This is a genomic window from Vibrio sp. dhg (assembly GCF_003443775.1).
Taxonomy (GTDB): domain Bacteria; phylum Pseudomonadota; class Gammaproteobacteria; order Enterobacterales; family Vibrionaceae; genus Vibrio; species Vibrio natriegens.
On the sequence record NZ_CP028943.1, the window covers coordinates 2,010,166 to 2,028,494 of the forward strand.

Annotated in this window: 13 protein-coding genes; 6 read left to right on the top strand and 7 right to left on the bottom strand. The window is 45.5% G+C overall.

Features of this window, described 5'->3' with window-relative positions; translation table 11 throughout:
* Positions 1-20: 20 nt before the first annotated feature.
* Both DBX26_RS09275 and DBX26_RS09280 read right to left on the bottom strand, forming a co-directional pair.
* A complete protein-coding gene (locus tag DBX26_RS09275; protein WP_118118886.1) occupies positions 21-563 on the bottom strand; it encodes an isochorismatase family protein in 543 nt (180 codons plus the stop codon).
* Positions 564-703: 140 nt separating this feature from the next.
* Entirely contained in the window at positions 704-1,564 is an 861-nt protein-coding gene (locus DBX26_RS09280) for a LysR family transcriptional regulator (RefSeq protein WP_118118888.1), read from the bottom strand.
* A gap of 99 nt (positions 1,565-1,663) precedes the next feature.
* On the opposite strand from DBX26_RS09280, the gene DBX26_RS09285 reads away from it, so the two are divergent.
* The 3 genes from DBX26_RS09285 (at position 1,664) to DBX26_RS09295 (ending at position 4,659) form a co-directional block, all read left to right on the top strand.
* The gene (locus tag DBX26_RS09285) at positions 1,664-2,728 is read left to right on the top strand and encodes an HlyD family secretion protein (protein WP_118118890.1); all 1,065 of its coding nucleotides are present in this window, start codon (positions 1,664-1,666) and stop codon (positions 2,726-2,728) included.
* 8 nt (positions 2,729-2,736) lie between these two features.
* Positions 2,737-3,762 (top strand): DUF2955 domain-containing protein, encoded by a 1,026-nt coding sequence (locus DBX26_RS09290; protein WP_014232434.1) that lies wholly within the window; start codon positions 2,737-2,739, stop codon positions 3,760-3,762.
* A 363-nt stretch (positions 3,763-4,125) separates the two neighbouring features.
* Positions 4,126-4,659: a hypothetical protein gene (locus tag DBX26_RS09295; protein WP_014232435.1), complete on the top strand. Its 534-nt coding sequence runs from the start codon at positions 4,126-4,128 to the stop codon at positions 4,657-4,659.
* A 57-nt stretch (positions 4,660-4,716) separates the two neighbouring features.
* Here the strand turns inward: DBX26_RS09295 and DBX26_RS09300 are convergent, their stop codons facing one another.
* The 5 genes from DBX26_RS09300 to DBX26_RS09325 form a co-directional block, all read right to left on the bottom strand.
* On the bottom strand, positions 4,717-5,232 hold the full coding sequence (locus DBX26_RS09300) for a protein disulfide oxidoreductase (RefSeq protein WP_118118892.1): 516 nt from the start codon (positions 5,230-5,232) through the stop codon (positions 4,717-4,719).
* Positions 5,232-7,340: a protein-disulfide reductase DsbD gene (locus DBX26_RS09305; RefSeq protein WP_118118894.1), complete on the bottom strand. Its 2,109-nt coding sequence runs from the start codon at positions 7,338-7,340 to the stop codon at positions 5,232-5,234. The genes DBX26_RS09300 and DBX26_RS09305 overlap by 1 nt, the downstream gene beginning before the upstream one ends.
* A gap of 652 nt (positions 7,341-7,992) precedes the next feature.
* Entirely contained in the window at positions 7,993-8,898 is a 906-nt protein-coding gene (rimK, locus tag DBX26_RS09315; RefSeq protein WP_020335591.1) for a 30S ribosomal protein S6--L-glutamate ligase, read from the bottom strand.
* A gap of 254 nt (positions 8,899-9,152) precedes the next feature.
* The gene (locus DBX26_RS09320; protein WP_118118899.1) at positions 9,153-9,989 is read right to left on the bottom strand and encodes an MBL fold metallo-hydrolase; all 837 of its coding nucleotides are present in this window, start codon (positions 9,987-9,989) and stop codon (positions 9,153-9,155) included.
* A 541-nt stretch (positions 9,990-10,530) separates the two neighbouring features.
* On the bottom strand, positions 10,531-12,087 hold the full coding sequence (locus DBX26_RS09325) for a sensor domain-containing diguanylate cyclase (RefSeq protein ID WP_118118901.1): 1,557 nt from the start codon (positions 12,085-12,087) through the stop codon (positions 10,531-10,533).
* A 427-nt stretch (positions 12,088-12,514) separates the two neighbouring features.
* On the opposite strand from DBX26_RS09325, the gene DBX26_RS09330 reads away from it, so the two are divergent.
* The 3 genes from DBX26_RS09330 to DBX26_RS09340 are packed head-to-tail and all read left to right on the top strand — an operon-like array spanning position 12,515 to position 18,260.
* Positions 12,515-13,972 carry a circularly permuted type 2 ATP-grasp protein gene (locus tag DBX26_RS09330; protein ID WP_065297052.1) on the top strand — a complete coding sequence of 486 codons (1,458 nt, stop codon included), beginning with the start codon at positions 12,515-12,517 and terminating at the stop codon, positions 13,970-13,972.
* Positions 13,972-14,916: an alpha-E domain-containing protein gene (locus tag DBX26_RS09335; protein ID WP_014232443.1), complete on the top strand. Its 945-nt coding sequence runs from the start codon at positions 13,972-13,974 to the stop codon at positions 14,914-14,916. The genes DBX26_RS09330 and DBX26_RS09335 overlap by 1 nt, the downstream gene beginning before the upstream one ends.
* Positions 14,913-18,260: a DUF2126 domain-containing protein gene (locus DBX26_RS09340; RefSeq protein WP_118118903.1), complete on the top strand. Its 3,348-nt coding sequence runs from the start codon at positions 14,913-14,915 to the stop codon at positions 18,258-18,260. Before DBX26_RS09335 ends, DBX26_RS09340 begins: the two co-directional genes overlap by 4 nt.
* The last annotated feature ends 69 nt before the right edge of the window (positions 18,261-18,329 follow it).

The window sequence follows — 18,329 nt, forward strand, 5'->3', positions numbered from 1 at the left end:
CTAGACCGCGACTCGAAGATCTATTTGATCAAAGCCAGAATCTCTTTAAACTCTGGCGCTCGACAATCTTCCACCATTTCGTAAAGACACATTTCCAGGCCCGTTAATACGATACCATTGGCGGTTAACTTCGCCAGAGCAAGCGCCTTGTTCGCAGCCGTACGCGACGACACACAATCGGTCACAAGTTCAACACGGTAGCCCGATTGACGCAAAGAAAGCGCAGTTTGATACACACAAATGTGGGACTCAATGCCACAAACCAACCATGTATCCACTTTGGCATTTTCTACCGCTAGCTTAAAACGTTCTTCTTTGCAGCCATCAAATGTGTACTTGGTAATCGGCAAATGTGCTGTCTCTAACTCCACTCGAATAAGCTCAGAGGTTGGCCCTAGCCTTTCAGGGTTCTGCTCCAGCCAGAGAATTGGCAAGTTCAGCGCCTTAGCTCCTTTGACCAACTTGGTGACATTTTCAATCAGCTGGTCACTTTCATGCACTAATGTCGCGAGCTTGCCTTGTACATCCACGACAATCAACCCAGTGTTGTCTTTCGATAACATACTTACCTCCTTTATGTGGTGCTTGACACCCAATAAAACCAGTTGAATATCGATAATGACCTAATATCCACTTGGGTTGGAGAACCTGCGACGGAAAGAGAAGGCTCGCTCACACTATTTTGAGTGCGCCATACCTCTTGCTATTTAAACTTTTCTCGAAACAGTTCAATTAACGCAACCACTTTGTTTGGCAGAAACAAAGCAGACGGATAAATAAGGGTCAAATGTTGCTTTGGGTGAGCGATTTCGGGCAACACTTCGACAAGTAGGCCATCTTGCAACGAGGGCTTTGAATGTGTCTGAGGAATAAAAGCAATACCATTGCCTGCTATCGCCATTGAACGTAACAGGTTGAGGTCATCAGACTTTAATGCAACATCCAGAGCAGGATCTAACAGGTTCGCGTTATAGCGATTAGTCAGCAAGCGATGATGCTTAAGATCGTCCAAAGACTCTAATGGAGGATGAGCCTCAAGGTACGCTTTTGATGCCACAAAATGACTGGTATACGGCAACAGACTAAATTGAATATAGCTGTCATCGGTCACTTTAACGACGCTGGGCAAAAGCTGAAGATCAAACGACTGCCGTTTAAGATCGACACTCTCTTGATGGTTTTCGATCTCCACAGAGATATCTGGGTAACGCTGAGTATATTCTGAAATAATCGCACTAAACGCAGCCGAGCTCATTAACGCGGATGGTATTGCCAATCGCACCTTCCCTGAAAGCTCTTGCTGGTACTCATGCATTGCACTCAAACCCTGCTGGATATGATCGACCGACTGTCCGACCAACTCAAATAAGCGTTTACCGTGCGCAGTTAGTTCAATACTTCTGGTAGTACGGATGAGCAATTGCACACCCAACGCTTTTTCAAGTTCCTGTAATCTGCGGCTCACTTTGGAGCGTTGTAATTGGTTCGCCTCAGCCGCCACACTGATCCCACCATGAACAACAGTCTGGGTGAACAGATAAATATCATCTAAGCTTACGTTCATTGTCCTATTTTTAGGTCACTTATGTTGGTGTTATCATTCTACTGAATTGTTAGTGAGTTATCTATAATCGCTTTCTTTAATCTATCTCCGGAACTTTCAATGACTGCTGACCAACAATTCAGACACTGGATGCGCACATTAATTGTCCTGTTTATCGTTCTATTCTTATACATCGTCATTGCTGACCGTCACGCTCCATTAACCACCGAAGGTCGGGTTCAGGGGTATGTTGTTCAATTAGCTCCAGAGGTGTCTGGCAAAGTCACCGACGTTCTGATTTCCAATAACCAGGAAGTCCGCAAGGACGAAGTGTTATTTAAGATTGACGATCGCAAATACAGAATCGCGCTTGAGCAAGCGAAGTTGTCGCTGCAAGCCGCATATGAAAAAGAGGCGACCCTATATTCTCAGCGAGAGGCAGCGATTGCCAATATCGCCAGAGCGCAAGCGACGTTTGATAATGCACATCGGGAATACGTGCGCTTGCAGAAGCTATCGAGTAAGAAAGTCATTTCCCAATCAGCACTCGATGATGCTTTCGCACAAAATCAGGTATCTAATGCTGCATTAAAAGCGGAAAAACAAAACTTAAAAGTCATTGAAGCCCAGCTTGGTGATCACAAAGGTCAAAGTTCCGCCGTGCGTATCGCTCAAAATGGTATCGACAAAGCGATGTTAGACTTAGCCAATACCGAAATACTCGCGCCAAGTGATGGTGTGGTAACTAACCTGCAACTGGAAACCGGAACCATGGCGAATAGTAACTTGCCGCTTTTAACGTTCGTACCAACGGGTTCTATGTGGGTTGCTGCTGACTTTCGTGAAAAATCGGTCGCTGGCGTCGACAAAACCTATCATGCCTTAGTCACATTCGATGCAAATCCCGGGGTGGTTTACGACTTTGATCTATCCAGCAGAGATTACGGTGTCGCCGCAGCGCAACAAACACCAAATGGTGCGTTGACAAAAGTGGAAGTGAATAACCGTTGGGTACGTGATGCTCAGCGCACACGGGTTAATCTCACCAGTGACGAAGCATTACCAAACGCCCTATTCGTCGGCTCTCGTGCAACCATCGTTTTGTATCCGGACAATAGTGTTTTCTGGCAGATGATGGCTAACGCTCAGATTTACCTCGCGAGTTGGTTCCACTTTATCTACTAGGCGGCAACATGAAAACCTTACGAATTTGGTTCGGCTGCTCTTTAGGTCTCGCACTGAGCATGCTGTTTAACTGGTCATACGGATTCTTTGCCATCATGGTACCGCTGTTTATTCTGGGAAGAATTGACCGTTTTGATCTCCCGTCGTTACTGATGGTGTTTTTCTCTGCCGTTTGGACGACGCTGCAGGCTACTTTCCTGTTGGAGTACTTACAATTCCATCCGGTGCTGATGACTGTAGCGGTCGGCATCATGATGCTGTTTAAGTGTATCGCGATGATGAATCCAAAAACGTTCTTGTTCGGCTACATGGGGCTGCTAGTTGGCTCCATTGTGTTGAACTTCGCCAGCTACGATTTTATGGATATCGAAGAGTTCAACGTCAACATGTGGGTCATCACCTTGTGTAATATTTTTGTTTGTGCACTCGCCTACTGGCTGTTTCCAGAGCCTGATTCACCAACCGAAAACATCGCAATCTCTACCCCCGTGAAAAGAGATATCGACTACATCAGTCAGGTCGCAATGGGTTGGGTAGTCGCGATGGCTGCATTTATCGTTTTCCAGGTTGCTGATTTGTATGATTCGTTGTCTGCACAGGCGTCCATATTGATCATCCTGACGCCAATGACTTTAGCCGGTTCAATGGGCATGGCGAAAATCCGCATAATAGGAACAGCGTTAGGCTGCATCGCAGGGATGGCTGTGCAATTAATCTTGGGCAGTTGGTATGGCCATGGCTTACTTTTCTGGCTGGCATTTACCATTGCGATGGGGCCTTTCTGCCTCTGGCTGACCAAGGGGCAAATAAAAGCTGCGATTGCGTTTTCCGCCATGTCGGCGCTATCAGTGCCCTTAACAACTTCATTGGTTCCAGAGCAAAAGGATGCCTTTTTCTCAATCCTGTACCGTTTCAGCTCCATTTTTGTGGCAGTGCTACTTACCGCAATGGTGATCTGGGTCGTCCATCACTGGATTCGAGTCATGTTATTGAAACACCCCGAAATGCTCCAAAACAACGTCACCCAGCATTAGAAAGCACCATTTGCTGACTGGTTTTCTATACATCGCCGCAATCATGCGGCTTTTTTCTATATTAATTCGTTGTTATATAAATACATTACGAGCATAAAATAATAGTGCTCTCTAAATGAAAATTTAGATATAAAGATAGATATATAAAAACGTTTACCAACATTAATATTTAATTGGCTTTAACAAGCGTAAAAACATTATTAGTGAAAGCTATGTTTCATATGTATATAGAAACAATATTCAAATTAACATAATAAACTTATTGCTTATGAGCATTCCGTAAAAATAAATTACCCATTGCTAATATTAATCTATAATTAAGTCACTCTCATTCTCATGTTGTATTAACTTGAGGCCATATTTATGAAGTCAGCTCTTTATATTTCAACTCTTATTTCGGTAAGTTGCGCTTTTAGTGTGTACGCAGCAGATGATTCACAAGCTTTATTGGATGACGCATTGAGTGCAGCCCCTCCAACCATTCGTGACAAAGTAACGGTGATGGACTGGAACAATAACGTCCTTCAAGAAGGGTCAAGTCAATATACCTGTTTCCCGACTCCCCCTCAGCTAGAGGGCACCGCACCAATGTGTATGGACGGAGCGTGGATGGAATGGGCAGATGCCTGGATGAATAAAAAGCCATTCCAAGCAAAAGCATTGGGTATTTCTTATATGTTGGCCGGTGATGGTGGCGCCAGTAATACCGACCCTTATGCAGAAGGAAAAACCGACGACAATCAATGGATAGTCGAAGGCCCTCACTTGATGATTATTACTCCGGACCAGGCACTACTCGATTCACTACCAACCGATCCCTATTATGGTGGCCCCTATGTCATGTGGAAAGGAACCCCATATGCTCATATTATGATTCCTGTTGGTGCTAGAAAATAGCGCCGTATTAAAAAATCCGATATTCCAGTGTTGGAATATCGGATTTATTTTAGGAAATTAACTAGCTAACCAAATTCTTGCTAATATTCCCATCGGCGTGGAAATACCCGTTGTAATAGAGGTTATCTCACCATTTCTTAAAACATAAATGGTGGGGGTAACAACGACTTTCCAATCTTGCATAATTTTACTTTTAGGATCATTGATATTATTGAATCGATAATCTTTAGACATCATAAACTGTTTCACCCGATCCTCATTGCCTGAAGAACCAGAAACCCCAATTACCGAGTAGTGATCACTTATCCAGTTCACACTTGGGCTAACAAATTTACATGCCGGACACCATGTCGCCCAAAAATAAACAACCACAGGTTCTTCGTGACTTTTCTCGATGACATCAACATATTGACCACTGCTCATGAACGCGCTCAACGCTGGCGCGTTTTGTTTGGGTATATCTTTGGTGCGGTACCAATCAATGCCAACTGAAACAACGGTAACAATGATCACAATTTGTAGGAGTTGGATTAGCCAATGTTGCCATGATTTACGACGACTTTTAGAGCTCATTAACTGTTTTCTCCACTCGCTTGTTTGATCGCACTGACGACAACATCCTCGGTAAGAATGACGGGCAAGGGGATGCCTTGGGGTGCTGCTGGCCCATAGACGATATTAAAAGGGACGCCGTAACGTCCATATAGACGTAGGAAATCCGTTACGGAACTTTCAGGGTGAGTCCAGTCCCCCTTCAATGTCGCGACACTTGGACTTTGTAATAACGAATACACCGGATCTTGCCAGATCACCCCGATCTTGTTCGCTTTACAAGTGATACACCAATCTGCAGTAACGTCCACAAATACGACTCTTCCATTTGCAACATGAGAGTCAATCGCTGTGTTTGACAGCCTCTGCCATGCAAGGTCTTGTGGAAGTGGTGTCGCCCACTTGCTGGCAGTGAAGCTAGCAAGAAGCAACCCACCAGCAATCAAAAATACTGAGGCGGAACCCGTTATCGCCAGCATTTTTTCGCCGTAAACGGTTTTGACCCTCGCCATGATAAAAATAAACCCGGTCAAGCCAGCCAGAATGACCCAGAACAACGGTAAGTGATTAGCAATCAAGGTCAGCAACCAAATACTGGTTGCCAGCATCATCACACCAAAACCAACTTTAACCACATTCATCCACTTACCTGGTTTTGGCAATTTAAGCGCAATACTCGGAAAGACAGCGACCAGAATCCACGGCAACGCCATACCGATTGCCAACGCAGTAAAGACGGCAAACAACGTAAACACATCAGCCCCAAGTGCGAAGGCCACCGCCGTACCCAGAAATGGCGCAGAACATGGTGTCGCAAGTAAAGTCGCAAACATACCCTGAACATAGTGGCCAATAAGAGTGTTATTGCCTTTGGAAGCCAGCCACGTATTCGTGCCAGATGAAAGGCGAATTTGAAATAGCCCAAGCATATTGGCGCCAAAAAGCCCAGTAACCAGCACCATCAAGCCAAGAAACCAAACACTCTGGAACTGTACACCCCACCCGATCGCACTGCCTGTCATTTTAAGCACGGTGATAAAACCCGCCAGAATCCAGAACGACGTCAAAATTCCCAATGAAGAAGCGACGAACTGTGCGCGAATCTGACGACGTTCGACCCCGTGAGCAGTAACGATACTACTCAGCTTCATCCCAAGCACAGGAAGAACACAAGGCATGATATTAAGAATCAGACCACCAAGCAGAGCAAAAACAAATACGCTTGTTAAAGACGTATCTGGTAACGCATCTACGATCGCTGCAGCTTGCGCTTGGCTAACCTCTTCCGCTAATAAGTTATCGTCCTTGATTGAAACAAACAGCGGCTGGTTATTAAGGTCAACCTCTCCCAGCCAGGTATTCACTTTATAACTAGCCGTCAGGACATTGCCTTCCAAATAAGTTCCTTTTAACTTGAAGCTGTAATCTCGCGTGGAGTCATCAACACCATCTACCAATACCTGCGGATGATTCCAACCTTGGGTATTTGTCAGCTTTACCTGCAGTGTCGATTGATTGGCATCCCAATCTGCCTGCGTGACTTCAATAAATGGCGAAAGTTGCGGAACATTACTCAGTGCTTGTGCATAACGAAACATCACCTCTTCATCAACCTGTAAATCTGAAGGCAGAAACGTCAGTTGAATTGGATAGTCCGTCAAAACACAAATCGTGGTGCAGGAAGACAACGTTAATACCGCATCAATAGTAACGGGTTTGCTCATGTCTTCGATGTGCAGTGTGATCGGGAATAAAGTGTCGCCCTTGTAGCCCTGCGTCTCTATGCCCAGTAGTTCGAACTTTTGTGGGTAGGGCCAAAGCCAATCGACTTTGGTCAAATTTTCCGACGCTTGCCAGTCAATAGAGGGAGCAACCCCACCTTCACCCGGTGAACGCCAATAGGTTTTCCAATCTCCCGATAGCTTTACATCCAGATAGCCAGTGACCGTTTTGGCTTGAGGATCTTGCAAGCCGGTCAGTACAAAGCGTGTTTGTACCGGTGGATGTTGAGGGTTGCTCATCCAAAGCGTGTCGGGTGTCTGAGCGGGAAGTTGGAGAGAAAACAAACTTAACAGTAACGTTGTCATGAATATCAACGCGACTCGAGTCATTTTAGTCATATGGTTCATAGTGATTCCTGATAAAAAACAAGTGTAGAAGTTCGCTGGCTACATAAGCCAGAAGTCACTTGTCATTCACGGAAAACACAAAATGTAAGATGAACCCGATGTTTATAAGGTATTGGTTCGGTCCATTGCCTTAACTGTGCAAATACACCACGTCGACAGACCGCCACCAATGTAATGCCCACAAACAAAATAACAATGAACAGCCCGAGATGGTGTTTAGCAAACTGAATGAGCTTATCAGACAATTCACACTTGTTGGCACTTTTTGACTTAGTATCATGAACCTTTTCTTCGGCGACCGAAGCGCTCGCAACCGTCTCTCCGTTCATGGAACACGACGATACAAAGCCGGAGTTATGCATCAGGCACACGACAATGACCCAGCCAATGATAGCCAGGAGCCACTTCGCCTGCTTCTGCGGCGCGCGATGTCGTGAACCCAATAAGATCATAAAAAATCGAATAAAGAAGAAACGCTGAGAATAATACGCGAGTCGGGTGAAAGCTCAAGTCAAACCGAATCAGCTCTATATACGATGAGATAAATCTCAACTTTGCATCGGCTGCATCGACCACAGTGTGATCCGGTTTGACTACAGAACGCCGACATCCGTATCACTTAGTGAAGTGAGTCAGATATGTACTTTTAGTATCAACCTTTACCTAACGTTCTCGTTCTGTAAGGTTTCGCGTTCTTTTCGATAAACTGAAAAATTAAATCTGCGACATCTTTTTTTGTTGCCGTTTCAATGCCTTCAAGTCCTGGTGAAGAGTTAACTTCCATCACAACAGGCCCGCGTTCCGCTCTTAGAATATCGACACCACACACTTTAAGCCCCATCACTTTAGCCGCAGCGATCGCAGTAGCACGTTCTTCTTTAGACAGTTTGACTAACGTTGCTGAACCACCCCGGTGTAGATTTGAGCGAAACTCACCTTCTGCGCCTTGTCGTTTCATTGCAGCGACAACCCTCTCACCGATAACGAAACAGCGAATATCAGCGCCACCCGCTTCTTTGATAAATTCTTGTATCAGGATATCGGCTTTTAGCCCCATGAATGCTTCAACGATAGCCTCTGCAGATTTTGCGGTATCCGCTAATACAACGCCAATACCTTGCGTCCCCTCTAAAAGTTTAATCACACATGGTGCGCCACCAACGTTTCTGATTAAATCTTTCACATTGTCTGGTCGGTTAGCAAACCCTGTACGTGGTAATCCAATACCCTTTCTTGAGAGAAGCTGCATAGAGCGTAATTTATCTCGTGAACGACTGATAGCGACGGATTCATTGACACTAAAACTACCCGTCATCTCAAACTGCCTGACTACTGATGTTCCGTAAAACGAAATGCTCGCACCAATTCGTGGAATAATCGCGTCGTAATGCGGTAATTGCTCACCTTTGAACCTCACTGCAGGTTTGCTGCTGGTGATATCCATGTAGCAGTGTAACGTGTCAATAACGTCTACTTCATGGCCGCGAGCCTCTCCTGCCTCTTTTAATCTGCGCGTGGAGTAAAGGTTCTTATTCCTTGATAAAATAGCGATTTTCACTTTTACATCCTTCTTCTTGTAGAAATTGATGATTTAAAGTCGACTCCAATAAACCTATGGTTAAACACCTTTTGAACTTTCCAAGACTGTGTACAATCAGCATAACCGACGTACAAATTTAAAAGGTTATATAAACAATAGCCCACCCACAGGAGCATACAACGTCGCAGATCAACCTGAGTTAGAAGATCTCATGCCAAATGTACCGCAATCACTACCCTTACGTGATATTCCGATCTATTTATTTACAAAAATCATTGAAAATTAAGTGATAAGCCAACGCCCACATCTTTTACGCTAGAGTATTTAGATAACTTAATTTTGTATTCCAGATTGGTGCAATGGCATGGATGTATAGCGTTGATTTTCTGATTTTTAAAATAATCCAGAGTCCCTTCCGATTGTATTGGACTTGGCTGAATCAAGTGAAAGCCACCGATAACATCTATGATTCGATTATCGCCACAAACTTTTTTTGAATACTCAATAATATTACAAATACCGGAATGGGAGCAGCCCGTTATAATCACTAAGCCTTCAGGCGATTTATATACTAACGCCGAGTCATCTTTCACATAGTCATCGCCCAGAGAGCCATCTCGTTCACACCTTCCTACCGGGTCGATATTCTCAAAGTCATTCGTTCTTTCGATTTCTCCTAAAAAAACGATGTTGTCAGTTATCCAGAATGGCTCTTTGGATATTTTAGTACCAAAATATCTACCTATTCTCGTTTCATCTAAGATAGAGCCGATGTCATCGCCTGAATACTCTTTATATGCAAAGGCATCTGGATGGGCGACAACTATTGGATTTACGTAGCTTTTCCCCTCAGCTTTCGCCTCAGAGTAATGCTTAACAAGTGGAACCAAACCTCCGGTATGATCATTGTGCCCATGTGAAATTACAACGTAATCTATATCCATTAGTGACTCAGCCATTTTCTTTGCATTTTGAATAAACACGTCTGAATAACCTACATCAAATAATATTTTTATATTCTCATCAGTAATCAGATAAGACACGGCTGGTTCGGCTAAAAAATAACGATCAATTATTGTGTTGTTATCAACTAATACTTTTAATTCCATTATTTTCCCTAGCTTTAAAATTATTTCTTAAAGTAAAACGTTTTTCATGTCTGGCGGTGGGCTCGATACGACTTTCCAATGGATACATGAGAAGAACTGACACACTAAAAACGCCGCGTGTAGGGAATCAAGACAATGCTGTACACTGGAATCTTAGAGACGCGCCAAGATGCTGAAATATAACACCAAACTTCAAACTCTGAAGCCAGATGAACCGCCACTAAACGCAAACCAAAATTAAAAATGCGAGTCGCCTAAAAGAATTAAGTGCAAACCACTCTATTTCACTATTTTAAAAATAAGGAAAAGGAGAAAAACTTCGATATTGAATACTCGCCGTTATTAAAGCGCCTTTCTGTGTAGAAGACATCGGCACCAAACAAGCTTTGCTCAAGAATTGCTCGAGAGTTAGAAACAGTAGAAAGTGGAATGACAGCAGACGCTAAACACATAGGTCGAACGTGTGGAGTCGCTCTAGAAGCGTTCTGGCTGGTGATTCTGAATCAGCAAGAACGCTTTCTAATTTAGCAACTCTAAATCGTCAGTATCTCAACACCGTTTGATTGCGACCATTGTGTTTAGCTTGATACAGTGCATCATCAGCATTTTTAAGCACTGCGTTGATTGGCTCATTCGTTCCATCCCAACGGGATATGCCAACCGAAATCGTTACATTCCCAACGGTGTCAAATTCGTGAGATTCAATCGATTTTCTTACTCGCTCTGCGACCATAAATGCCTGATCCAGATCGGTTTTGGTCAAAAAGACAATAAATTCTTCTCCGCCAGAGCGACACACGACGTCCCCCTTTCTCGCTTGATCCTGAATCAAACTCGCAACACTCTTTAATAACGCATCTCCCGCATCATGGCCGAAGGTATCATTTACTTTTTTAAAGTAATCAACATCCAGAGCCAGAACAGAAAATGGCGTATTTTGCTCACGCAGACTTTCTACCGCCTTGTCTAATCCTCTACGATTCAATAACCCCGTCATCGCATCCGTTAAGGTATCTAGATGAAGCTGATCAATGGTGTTAGATACAATATTCATTGCACTTAGAAAACTGCGTTTCAGATAACTCGCTTCAAAATACCATGGCTTAATCTGTGTAAAATCGTTGTCACTCGAAGTATGGTTCTCGAAGTTCTTTACAGCACTGGCTAACTGCCACAATGGCTTGGATATAAAAACGGAAGATACCCAAATAAGCAACAGTGTGAGCGCGCCAATAGGCAGTGTCTCAAGAAACACGGTCCACATTTGGTCATCGAGTACGGATAAGGTGAGATTTTTAGGCTTCTGTGCAACGATGCCCCACCCGGATTGATTTACTGGCGCATAACCGGCGAGCATTTCGATTCCCAGAGAATTTACAATGTCCTGCTGCCCTTTTTGGCCCTCAACAACCGCATTGATCGCATCATTGTTGACGATTTTTTGTCCGATTCTGCGCTTGTCTGGATGGTAGATCAGCGTGTGATTTTGGTCGACAACATACAGGTAAGACCCATCTTTGTAGCTATGTTGTCCCAATAAAGTATTCAGTATGTTTTTTTGTTCTAAATAGATGGTGCCCGCGACATAACCCAGATATTCCCCACTTTCAGAGAAAATAGGATATGACATACTGGTTAGATAGTTCCCTGCAGGAGAGACAAACGGGTCTGTAATTTTTGGCGCTTGCGAGTGCAGGGATTGCAAGAAACGCTTACCGCTTAGACGCATGCCTTTTATTTGTAGGGTTTCTGGCGAAACAGAAACGATAACCCCTTCTGCATTGACGATGAGCACAGAGTTAAAGTAATCGGTTTGGGTTCTTAAGCGATTAACTTCTTCTTCCAGGACATCAGGATCAGCCATTTTCGTGCGGAGGGTATTTGCACTGTATTCAAGCTGAGACATTGCAGAATCAATAAAAGCATCCGTCATTTCCGCCATCTTCTCAGCGTAAACACGGTTGGATTCCATTGTATTGCTGATAATCAGATTATGTTGCACTCGATAAATAGAGTAAAAAGCATTAAGTAATGTGACTACAACGCTGAACACACATAGGATCAGGATTAACTTTCTTAAATTCAATTTGTCCCACATCTGCCAACTCTCAACCACGCTTTTTAATACTGTTTTGGGTAATCTAAACGTTCAAGGCAAGCACTGCAACTGATAAACACAAAAGAATCAATACCTTAATTTTTGTAATGAATACTCAAACGAGTGAATATTCTTAGAAAAGATAGCAATGACCAGATTTATTCATGCGATTGCTCATAGCGACTAAACTCACTTTAGAATTATTAATCTTCCATGACTATGTAATTTCCGGTCTGTTATTTGCTTTTATTCTTATTACTGTCATGAGATAGATGCATGCTTATGCAATAAATAAAGAATAAAACTAATCAAAACAGGAACATCAAATCTCGCCGGTTTTTTCTTTGAACATCTAAAGTTGCTGCTAGGGATAAAAGTGAAGTACGGCCGGGAAGTGAGTTCAAAAGCAAGAGGATGGATCCCCGCTATGAGTAAATTAACCGAAGGGTACGACAGTGGAGAGTACTTTGACGAGCTGATCGACAGCTCAGGTAAATACAGAGACTCTTCATGCAGACTGCTGAGCTATATCGATAGCTTACCCCCAGAAGAGCTTGATAAACGTAAGCTGGCGGCGGAAGCTACAATTCAGGAAATGGGTATCAGCTTTACTGTCTATACCGAAGAAGGCAACATCGATCGCGCTTGGCCGTTTGATATTATTCCCAGAACAATAGATGCAAAAGACTGGGAAACTGCAGAGAAAGGACTCAAGCAGCGCCTTACCGCACTAAACCGCTTTATCGACGATCTTTATCACGACCAGAACTGTATTAAAGACGGCATTATCCCTGCTCATATCATTAAAGAATCGAAAAATTTTCGTCCTGAGTGTGTCGGTGTCTCGCCCCCTTTTGGTGTGTGGGCGCATATATGTGGCACCGATTTGGTGCGTGCCGATGATGGACAGTTTTACGTGCTGGAAGATAACCTCCGAGTTCCTTCAGGCGTATCTTATATGTTGGAAAACCGAGCCGTCACGAAAAGGGTGTTACCAGAGCTGTTTGAAAACGACAATATCAGAAAAGTGGACTCCTACCCTTCTCAGCTTCTGGATACGCTACAAGCGCTCTCACCAAGAGATATCCCGCGACCAGAAATCGTCGTTTTAACCCCTGGCATCTACAATTCAGCCTATTTTGAACACGCATTTCTCGCGCAGCAGATGGGCGCAGAGTTAGTCGAAGGCGGAGACCTCTATGTCGGTAAAGACGACTGCGTCTATATGAAAACCATCTACGGCCCTGAACGCGTGGATGTGATCTATCGCCGCATCGACGACATGTTTTTAGATCCTGAAGCATTCGACCCAGACTCTATGCTTGGTGTTCCTGGACTGATGCGAGCATGGAAGCAAGGCAACGTTGCGCTAGCGAACGCACCAGGTGCAGGTGTCGCAGATGATAAAGTGGTGTACGCCTATGTGCCACAACTTATCAAATACTATCTGGATGAAGAGCCAATCCTGCCTAATGTCGAAACCTTCTTATGTGAAGATAAAGATGACAGAGAATACGTGCTGAAAAACTTAGATAAGCTCGTAGTAAAACCTGCCAATGAATCTGGCGGCTACGGCATGTTAGTCGGCCCTCATTCCAGCAAAAAAGAACAGGCCGTGTTCGCCGAACTTATTAAGAACAACCCTCGCAACTATATCGCCCAGCCGACTCTTAAGCTTTCCACAGCGCCGACACTGATAGAAAAAGGAAAACTGGAGCCGAGACACTTGGATCTACGTCCGTTTATTCTTCAAAGCAAGAAAACCTATGTGACCGCTGGTGGCCTTACCCGGGTCGCGATGAAAAAAGGCTCTTTGGTGGTGAATTCCTCTCAGGGTGGTGGCAGTAAAGATACCTGGATCGTAAAAACAGAAGGAGATAAGTGATGCTATCAAGAGTTGCTGAACGACTGTTCTGGAGTGCCCGTTACCTGGAACGCGTTGAAAATATTGTCCGTCTGATCAGTGTTTACGATGAGCTATTGTTTGATTTACCAAAGGATGTACGTATTTCATGGTACAACCTGATAGAGATAAGCGGCAGTGCGCAGGAGTTTAATAAAAAGTACAAAGATAAGAACGAAAGAAACGTGGTGCGCTTTCTTCTTGCCAGTGAGGATAACCCATGCTCGATGTTATCTTCACTGAAAATGGTACGTGAAAATATCCGTACCACCCGAGATGTCCTTCCCGAAGAGATGTGGGAGCTGATTAATGAGCTGGACATCTATGCTCGCAAGAATCTACAAAAGGGAATAAATCGGGGTGAGCGCTATGACTATCTAAACAATGTGCTTGAAGGCTGCCGAAAGATCATTGGTTTGCTGAGCAACGCCATGAGCCGAGATGCCGCATGGAGCTTTATTATTATGGGACGTTATCTCGAGCGGGCGGATATGAATACGCGCATTCTGGATTCCGCTGTCAGCTTAAAGATAAAAGCCCTACCGGAAGAAGAGGTCTTGCTAGAACAGATTATCTGGCCGAAGGTGCTCAAGTCGCAAAGCGCTTATCAGAACTACCTGAGAACCATGCGCTGTGGTATCGATGGTGTCAATACCACAACCTTCTTACTTACTGACGAAGATTTTCCTCGCTCGCAAGCATTCTGTCTGAAGCAAATCAAAAGCGCGGCAATGTATCTGCCACGACACGAAGAGATCATCCTGCACATAGAACAGTTGTTGGATACCACCTACAGCATTGAACACAACGAAAGTATCTGTCAGGCGTTCAGTGACTACCTGAACGATATTCAGTTGGCATTGATTAGCCTGCAAGCAGAGATTGGTGAAACTTGGTTCCACTTTGATCACGGAGAAGCGGCATGACCATACGTGTAGCTATTCAGCACAAAACCTCGTATAAGTTCGACCGCGACGTGAAGGTATCACCTCACCTATTGAGGTTGAGACCGGCCCCTCACTCACGTACTCATATCCATGGTTACTCACTCAAAGTAGAGCCGGAAGAGCACTTTATTAACTGGCAGCAGGACCCGTTTGGCAACTATCAGGCCAGATTGGTCTTCCCGGAGAAAATGCGCGAACTGAAGTTTGAGGTCGAAGTTATCGCCGATATGACGGTGATTAATCCATTCGACTTCTTTATCGAAGAGTACGCTGAGAACTTTCCGTTCAAATACGACGATCTCCTACAGGAGGAACTTGCACCTTACCTATCGGTGACTGAATCGAGTCAAGAACTCGAAAAATGGCTGGCAGATGTCGACCGCAGCAAAAAGCGCATCGTCGATTTTCTGGTAGAGCTAAACAGCAAGTTGGCTGGACAGATTGAGTACGGCATTCGTATGGAACCAGGTGTACAAACCTGTCAGGAAACGCTAACCCTGAAAAAAGGCTCCTGCCGTGATACCTCTTGGTTGCTGGTTCAGATCCTTCGCAGTCTTGGGCTGGCTGCACGCTTTGCTTCTGGTTATCTGGTTCAGTTGACCTCTGACATTAAATCTTTAGATGGGCCATCCGGGCCGGAAGAGGACTTCACTGACCTGCACGCCTGGTGTGAAGTTTACCTGCCTGGCGCTGGCTGGATTGGCCTTGACCCAACCAGCGGGTTGTTTGCCGGAGAAGGACATATCCCCCTTGCCTGTACCGCTGATCCTGTCTCGGCCGCCCCTATTACTGGTGCGACCGACGAATGCGAATGTGAATTTGAATACAGCAATACGGTGATTCGAATCCATGAAGACCCGCGAGTAACCAAACCTTACACGGATGATGAGTGGGAAAACATCAAAGCGCTCGGTTGCGCGGTGGAAGAGCATCTGGATGAGATGGACGTGCGCCTGACTATGGGTGGTGAACCAACCTTTGTCTCGATTGATGATATGGACTCTGCGCAATGGAACACCAAAGCGTTAGGTGCGGATAAGCTCAAACTGGCAAAAGATCTGCTCATCAGCCTGAAGGACAAGTTCAACACCCACGCACTGTTGCACTACGGTCAAGGTAAGTGGTATCCCGGCGAAGAGTTACCACGTTGGGCGCTCGGCTGCTTTTGGCGTACCGATGGTGAAGCACTGTGGCACGATCCGTCTTTGCTGGCACGTGTGGACAAAGATTACCAACATACGATTGAGGATGCCGAGCGTTTCGGGCAGTTGCTTTGTGATGGGTTGGGCATCCATAACCAATATTTGCAACCGGCCTATGAAGACTCGCTTTACTATCTCTGGCTAGAACGTTCCTTGCCAGAGTCAGCGAATCCGAAAAAAGCCAAGCTGAGCGATGATTTGGAAAGACGTCGTCTGGCAAAGCTGCTAGGACGAGGCCTAGAAAGCATCAGCGGCTACGTGCTTCCGGTTTCATTTGACGAACAAGGCTGGCAGAGCTCGCTATGGCCAATGCGAAGTGACGTGATCACGCTTATCCCCGGAGACAGTCCAATGGGGTACCGACTTCCGCTGGACTCTCTGCCGCAGGTCAGCGAAGAGGAAATCCCGCCGGAACGTGACCCGTTTGAAGCCAGAGAGGCATTGCCTGTCTATTCGTTGACAGAGAATGTCGCGCAACGTCAGCAATCTCAACGATCTCCGCTCGAAGACAAGGAAAGTAGCAAAAAGACGGTTGATGTTATCCGTACTTCAATTTGTGTCGAGCCGAGAGATGGCCGACTACATCTGTTTCTACCACCAGTGACCCATCTCGAGCATTATGTTGAGCTCATCTATCAAGTAGAAGCGACGGCAAGCGCGCTCTCCATTCCGGTTGTCATTGAAGGTTACGAGCCACCGAAAGATTACCGTTTGCAGAAATTCCTTATCACACCCGATCCGGGCGTGATCGAGGTGAATATTCACCCTGCAAAAAACTGGCAAGAGTTGGTGGCGAATACCGAAACGCTCTATGAACAAGCGCACCAATGCCGACTTGGGACAGAGAAGTTTATGCTGGATGGCCGTCATACCGGAACTGGCGGTGGCAACCACATTACGCTTGGCGGCCTCACACCAGCGGACAGCCCTCTATTGAGAAAACCAGATCTGTTGAGAAGTCTGGTTAACTACTGGCAACACCATCCAGGTTTGTCTTACCTCTTCTCCGGCATGTTTATTGGCCCGACAAGTCAGGCACCACGCCCGGATGAAGGAAGAGACGAAGCCCTGTACGAAATGGAGATAGCCTTCCAGAACTTCCCGGATGGACTGGTCGATCAGCCTTGGCTGGCCGACAGACTGATGAGAAACCTTCTCGTGGACGTGACGGGGAACACCCACCGATCCGAGTTTTGTATCGATAAGTTATATGCGGCAGGTACCAGCAGCGGCAGACAAGGACTACTGGAATTCCGTGGTTTTGAAATGCCACCGCACGCCAGAATGGCATTGGTACAAACACTATTATTGCGCTGTTTAGTTGCACGCTTTTGGAAAGATCCTTACCACAAGCCTTTGATACGTTGGGGAACTACCCTGCACGATAAGTTCATGATGCCCTACTACGTCTGGCAGGATATCAAAGAGGTAGTGGACGATCTTCAACAGCACGGGTTCCCGTTTAAATTGGAGTGGCTGGCACCGTTTGAAGAGTTCCGCTTCCCTCATTACGGAAGGCAACAGATAGATGGTATTGAAATCGAACTGCGCTGGGCAATCGAGCCTTGGCATGTTCTCGGTGAGGAAGTCACGCAGACTGGCACCAGCCGCTTTGTCGACTCGTCGGTGGAGCGTCTGCAAGTTCGCCTGACGGGAATGACGGAAAGCCGTTATGTACTAACGTGTAACGGCCGTCGGATACCATTGAGACCGACGGGCAGACAAGGCGAATTCGTGGCTGCCGTGCGATACAGAGCCTGGGCTCCGCCTTCTGCGCTACACCCAACACTGGGAATAGATTCTCCACTGGTGTTCGATTTGATCGACAGCTGGAACGGTGTCTCGATTGGCGGCTGTACGTACCATGTCAGCCACCCCGGGGGAAGAAGCTATGAAACCTTCCCAGTCAACGGAAACGAAGCTGAGGCTCGGAGGGTGAATCGTTTCTGGGATCACGGATTTACTCAGGGAACGTTTAACCCGCCACCGGAGTTCAACGCTCTGCGCAAATTCTATGAAAACAAGACTGCGCCGCGCCCAATGGCACCACCCAAAGAGGAAATCTGCCACGAATATCCAAACACTTTGGATCTTCGCAAACGCAGTCGACGTATTGGATGAGATCATCGCGAAAATTGAATCGTATAAACTCTACTCAGCTGGTTGTCTTTTCCGAGTGGTATATACTAG

What these genes read in the sequence shown, in the direction of transcription:
- DBX26_RS09275 (WP_118118886.1), bottom strand. Translation starts at nt 563, where the DNA reads ATGTTATCGAAAGACAACACTGGGTTGATTGTCGTGGATGTACAAGGC.
- DBX26_RS09280 (WP_118118888.1), bottom strand. Translation starts at nt 1,564, where the DNA reads ATGAACGTAAGCTTAGATGATATTTATCTGTTCACCCAGACTGTTGTT.
- DBX26_RS09285 (WP_118118890.1), top strand. Translation starts at nt 1,664, where the DNA reads ATGACTGCTGACCAACAATTCAGACACTGGATGCGCACATTAATTGTC.
- DBX26_RS09290 (WP_014232434.1), top strand. Translation starts at nt 2,737, where the DNA reads ATGAAAACCTTACGAATTTGGTTCGGCTGCTCTTTAGGTCTCGCACTG.
- DBX26_RS09295 (WP_014232435.1), top strand. Translation starts at nt 4,126, where the DNA reads ATGAAGTCAGCTCTTTATATTTCAACTCTTATTTCGGTAAGTTGCGCT.
- DBX26_RS09300 (WP_118118892.1), bottom strand. Translation starts at nt 5,232, where the DNA reads ATGAGCTCTAAAAGTCGTCGTAAATCATGGCAACATTGGCTAATCCAA.
- DBX26_RS09305 (WP_118118894.1), bottom strand. Translation starts at nt 7,340, where the DNA reads ATGAACCATATGACTAAAATGACTCGAGTCGCGTTGATATTCATGACA.
- DBX26_RS09320 (WP_118118899.1), bottom strand. Translation starts at nt 9,989, where the DNA reads ATGGAATTAAAAGTATTAGTTGATAACAACACAATAATTGATCGTTAT.
- DBX26_RS09325 (WP_118118901.1), bottom strand. Translation starts at nt 12,087, where the DNA reads ATGTGGGACAAATTGAATTTAAGAAAGTTAATCCTGATCCTATGTGTG.
- DBX26_RS09330 (WP_065297052.1), top strand. Translation starts at nt 12,515, where the DNA reads ATGAGTAAATTAACCGAAGGGTACGACAGTGGAGAGTACTTTGACGAG.
- DBX26_RS09335 (WP_014232443.1), top strand. Translation starts at nt 13,972, where the DNA reads ATGCTATCAAGAGTTGCTGAACGACTGTTCTGGAGTGCCCGTTACCTG.
- DBX26_RS09340 (WP_118118903.1), top strand. Translation starts at nt 14,913, where the DNA reads ATGACCATACGTGTAGCTATTCAGCACAAAACCTCGTATAAGTTCGAC.